Genomic DNA, 3,751 nt, shown 5'->3' on the forward strand with positions numbered 1-3,751 from the left:
GCACGGTCGTGGTGGCGACCGGCTACCTGCACACACCCGTCGTGCCGGAGTGGCCGGGGCTGAGCGACTGGCGGGGGACGCTGCTGCACTCGGCTCGCCCTCGGCGAGCCCCGCCTGACTGTTACGCCGCCTGCACGGCGGCGGTGCTGGACCGGACGGTGCGCAGCGCCGTGCTCCAAGCGAGCAGGTCGGTGAGCATGGCGTGTACTGCTTGCTCCCGGGAGCCTTGCGGTTGGAACTGGACGAAGTCGACGAAGTCCGTGGCGAGAGGAAGTGCCACCGTGGATCCCACGTCCGCGATCCTCACCTGAGCCATGACCTGCCGGAGTTGTTCCACCGCGCGGACGCCGCCCTCGCTCCCGTAGCTGACGAACGCCGCCGCCTTGTTGTTCCACTCGGCGTACAGAAAATCGATAGCGTTCTTCAGCGCCGCCGGCATGCCATGGTTGTACTCCGGGGTGACGAACAGATACCCGTCGAAGGGACGGATCCGTTCTGCCCAGCGCACGGTGTGCGGCCGAGCGTACTGACCCAGCATGGGCGCGACTTCCTCGTCCAACGGCGGGAGGCCGACGTCCCGTAGATCAATGAGCTCGTACTCGGCACCGCCGTGACGGACCGCGATCTCGTATGCCCATCGGGCGACGGCCTCGCCTGCACGACCGGGACGCACGCTGCCGATGATGATCCCAATTCTCAGCACAGTTCCTCCTTGATGTGTCATCGGAGGCTATGTCTGCTCGTTGGAGACGAACAATGCGTCATTGTGCTGGAGTAATGCGCGATCGTCTCGCTGCCGGCAGCATACGATGATGGTGTGGATGTGCTGAGCCAGGCGTTGGTTGCTGCCCGAACCGGTCACCCGACGTCGTACCGTGTCGAGTGCCGTCGGCCGTGGGGTCGCGTGTTTCCGGCGGTTCCTGGCGCAGGCTTCCACGTCATCCTCGAAGGGTCGGCGTGGGTGATGCCAACGACGGGTCAACCGGTCTCGCTCAGTGTGGGCGACGTCGTCGTGTTCCCGCACGGCCACCCGCACGCGATGGCCGACCATCCGGACACGCCCCTGCGGCCCATGCCATACGTCCCCGAAACCACACTCGACACCGAACAAGGCAGCACCACAGTGGGACCCGACGGCTCTGGGCCGGGCACCATCGGCGCCGTCATGCTGTGCAGCATGTACGGCTTCACCCGGGAGCGACCGCACCCGCTCCTCGCAGGCCTACCCGACATGATCCACCTTCCCGCCCAACTCGGACAGGACAACCACCTCCGGCCGACGATCGATTTGCTTGCCGGCGAACTCCGCCAAGCCCGTCCCGGCTCTCATGCAGCCATAACGGCGCTGATCGACCTGTTGCTGGTCCAGCTGCTCCGCTCCTGGTATGAGGGCGCCGCGGAGACCGGATGGGCAGCCGCACTCAAAGATCCGTCAGTCAGCGCCGCTCTTCGCGCAATCCATGCGGAGCCCGCACGCCACTGGAAGGTCGAAGACCTCGGCGCACTGACCGGCACCTCTCGAGCCGCGTTCGCGCGCCGCTTCAAGCACCTGATCAGCCAAGGACCTCTTGGCTACCTCACCTGGTGGCGCATGACCCTTGCGGCCGACCTGCTCCGTCGCACCGACGCACCGATTGCCGCAGTCGCCCGCCAAGTCGGCTACACCTCTGAGTTCGCATTCGCGAACGCCTTCAAGCGCGAATACGGCATGGCACCCGGCCGCTACCGACGCCCGACGGAACAGCTACAAATGCTGCGCGCCAGATAGCCACAGCGGCAGACGCACCATTCTCGGCACGAGTGTGTCGGGCCGTCTTCTATCTGCGTCACCCGGCGTGACGGCTACCGTCGGCCGCCACGCGCGGTCGGCGGCAGAAGCGTGCACGGTCTGACTACGGCGGTTCTTCGCCTTTTGATCAGCTGATCTCGATGCACTATGCTTCGTGTAGCGTCGCGTGCCGGTGGCAGACTGTGTCAGGCATGGAGGCGCCCAACCGAAGGAGACCGACGATGTCGACGTCGTGTCCTTCGTCGTCGCGTGACTGAGCGCGAGACGACCAGGCTCGTCGCCTGGAGCCATGAGCTTCGCCAGGTGCACGCGCGCCTGCGCAAGGCGCTTGAACTCACCCGCACTGCGGTTGCCGAAGGCCGATCCGTGGAGGCGGCCACACGCGATCTGCTGCTGTTCTGCCACGGGTTCTGCGCTGCACTTGATGGCCACCACAGGGGCGAGGACTACCTCCTTTTCCCGGCGATCAAGGCAGCCCACCCGGAATTGGAGCCCGTGCTCCGCAACCTCACCCAGGACCACTCAATGATCGCGCACCTGCTCGGCGGACTGCGGGCCGCGGTCAATCGGGGCGCGCCGGTCGCCGAGTTGGATCGTCACCTCGAGGGCACCGCGGGAATTATGGAGAGCCATTTCCGGTACGAGGAGCGTCAGCTGCTCAGCGTGCTCGAAACACTCTCGCTGGATGCGCCGCCCGAGGAGGTTCTGGGCCCGCTGTAGGCAATTGCGGCCCCGAACCGGCGGGCCACCCCCGTGTCGTCGTGAGTTGTGAACCCCGTCCTCGTCCCCGGTTGCCGGGACGAGGACAGGCGCCCACATCAGCGATTGCGCCACATGGAGTGGCACCGTTGGCAGCATCGCCGCCGTGATCGGGTGCACGCACATCGGCAAAGTCGCTTGCTCGTCGCTACGTTCCGGAGGCCATGAAGGCGGCGAGGATGTAGTTGGGATGGCGGTCGAGGTTTTTGCGGGCACGGTCGTAGCGGATGGTGGTGCGTGGGTCGGCGTGACGAGCGGCGATCTGGACGTCGCGGAGGCTGACGCCGGCGTCAAGCATGGTGGTGACGAAGGTGTGCCGCAGCATGTGCGGGTGCATCTTCGGGATCCGGAGTCCGGCGGTCTCGGCGAGGTGCTTGAGTCGGCGGGTTGCCGCGTGCCGGTCCATCCGGGCACCGCGCGAACTACGCAGGATGGGGCCGTCGTCACGGTCATCGACGGCCCGGTCGATCGCTCGGGCTACTGCAGGTGGCAGCGGCACGAGGACGATCTTGCCACCTTTGCCGCAGACCTTGAGTACGCGGTGGCCATGCTCTTCACCTATGTCGGCGATGTTGGCGCCGCAGGCTTCGAAGATTCGCAGTCCGAGCAGGCCGAGCATTGCGACCAGGGCGAAGTCGTTGCTGTTGGCCGAGAGTCGGGCGGCGGTGATCATTGCTTCGAACTGCAGGTGGCTGAGCCCGAGCGTGGGTGACTCGGGTGGGACGAGGGGCCGGCGGACGTAATCGGCCGGTGAGTGGGCCAGGATTTCGTCGATCACGCAGACGCGGTAGAAGCCGATGACGACTGACAATCGCCGAGACACCGTCGATGGCTGATAGAGGCGGACATCCTGCAACCAGCGCACGTACCGTTCGATGTCCGTTCGAGCAGCGTGGAACGGGTCGAGGTTTTGGCCGGAGCACCACGTCAGGAAGATCTTCAGATCCGAGTCGGTGTGCAACCGGGACTGGCCGCGGTAGCGGCCCAGATACGCGACCACCGCCGCGCGGAGAACACGGTCGTTGGTGGCGATGACAGATTGCTCAGGAGCAGAGAAGGCAGTCATATTTCACGGTGCGTCACGCGACCGCAGGCTGCCACCCTCCGCGCGGCAGATGAGTCATCCGCTCAAAATCGGTCGCCAAGGCGTCGTGCAATTTATAGATTCTGGTCATGACGCCCTTGACCGGCATTCTGCCTCCC

Annotated in this window: 4 protein-coding genes; 2 read left to right on the forward strand and 2 right to left on the reverse strand. The window is 65.7% G+C overall.

The genetic code is table 11. The features are described from left to right. Positions 1 to 121 precede the first annotated feature (121 nt). The gene (locus AB0J66_RS49690) at positions 122 to 703 is read right to left on the reverse strand and encodes an NAD(P)H-dependent oxidoreductase (RefSeq protein WP_364676557.1); all 582 of its coding nucleotides are present in this window, start codon (positions 701 to 703) and stop codon (positions 122 to 124) included. Between the two features lie 114 nt (positions 704 to 817). On the opposite strand from AB0J66_RS49690, the gene AB0J66_RS49695 reads away from it, so the two are divergent. Together AB0J66_RS49695 and AB0J66_RS49700 are read left to right on the forward strand one after the other, a co-directional pair. Beyond that, positions 818 to 1,768: an AraC family transcriptional regulator gene (locus AB0J66_RS49695; RefSeq protein ID WP_364676559.1), complete on the forward strand. Its 951-nt coding sequence runs from the start codon at positions 818 to 820 to the stop codon at positions 1,766 to 1,768. A gap of 270 nt (positions 1,769 to 2,038) precedes the next feature. Next, on the forward strand, positions 2,039 to 2,509 hold the full coding sequence (locus AB0J66_RS49700) for a hemerythrin domain-containing protein (RefSeq protein ID WP_364676562.1): 471 nt from the start codon (positions 2,039 to 2,041) through the stop codon (positions 2,507 to 2,509). A gap of 187 nt (positions 2,510 to 2,696) precedes the next feature. Here AB0J66_RS49700 and AB0J66_RS49705 read toward each other — a convergent pair whose 3' ends face one another. Next, positions 2,697 to 3,614 (reverse strand): tyrosine-type recombinase/integrase, encoded by a 918-nt coding sequence (locus tag AB0J66_RS49705; protein WP_364676564.1) that lies wholly within the window; start codon positions 3,612 to 3,614, stop codon positions 2,697 to 2,699. Between the last annotated feature and the right edge of the window lie 137 nt (positions 3,615 to 3,751).

Origin of the sequence: Actinoplanes sp. NPDC049598, from assembly GCF_040675435.1 — a bacterium.
Classification (GTDB): Bacteria; Actinomycetota; Actinomycetes; order Mycobacteriales; family Micromonosporaceae; genus Actinoplanes.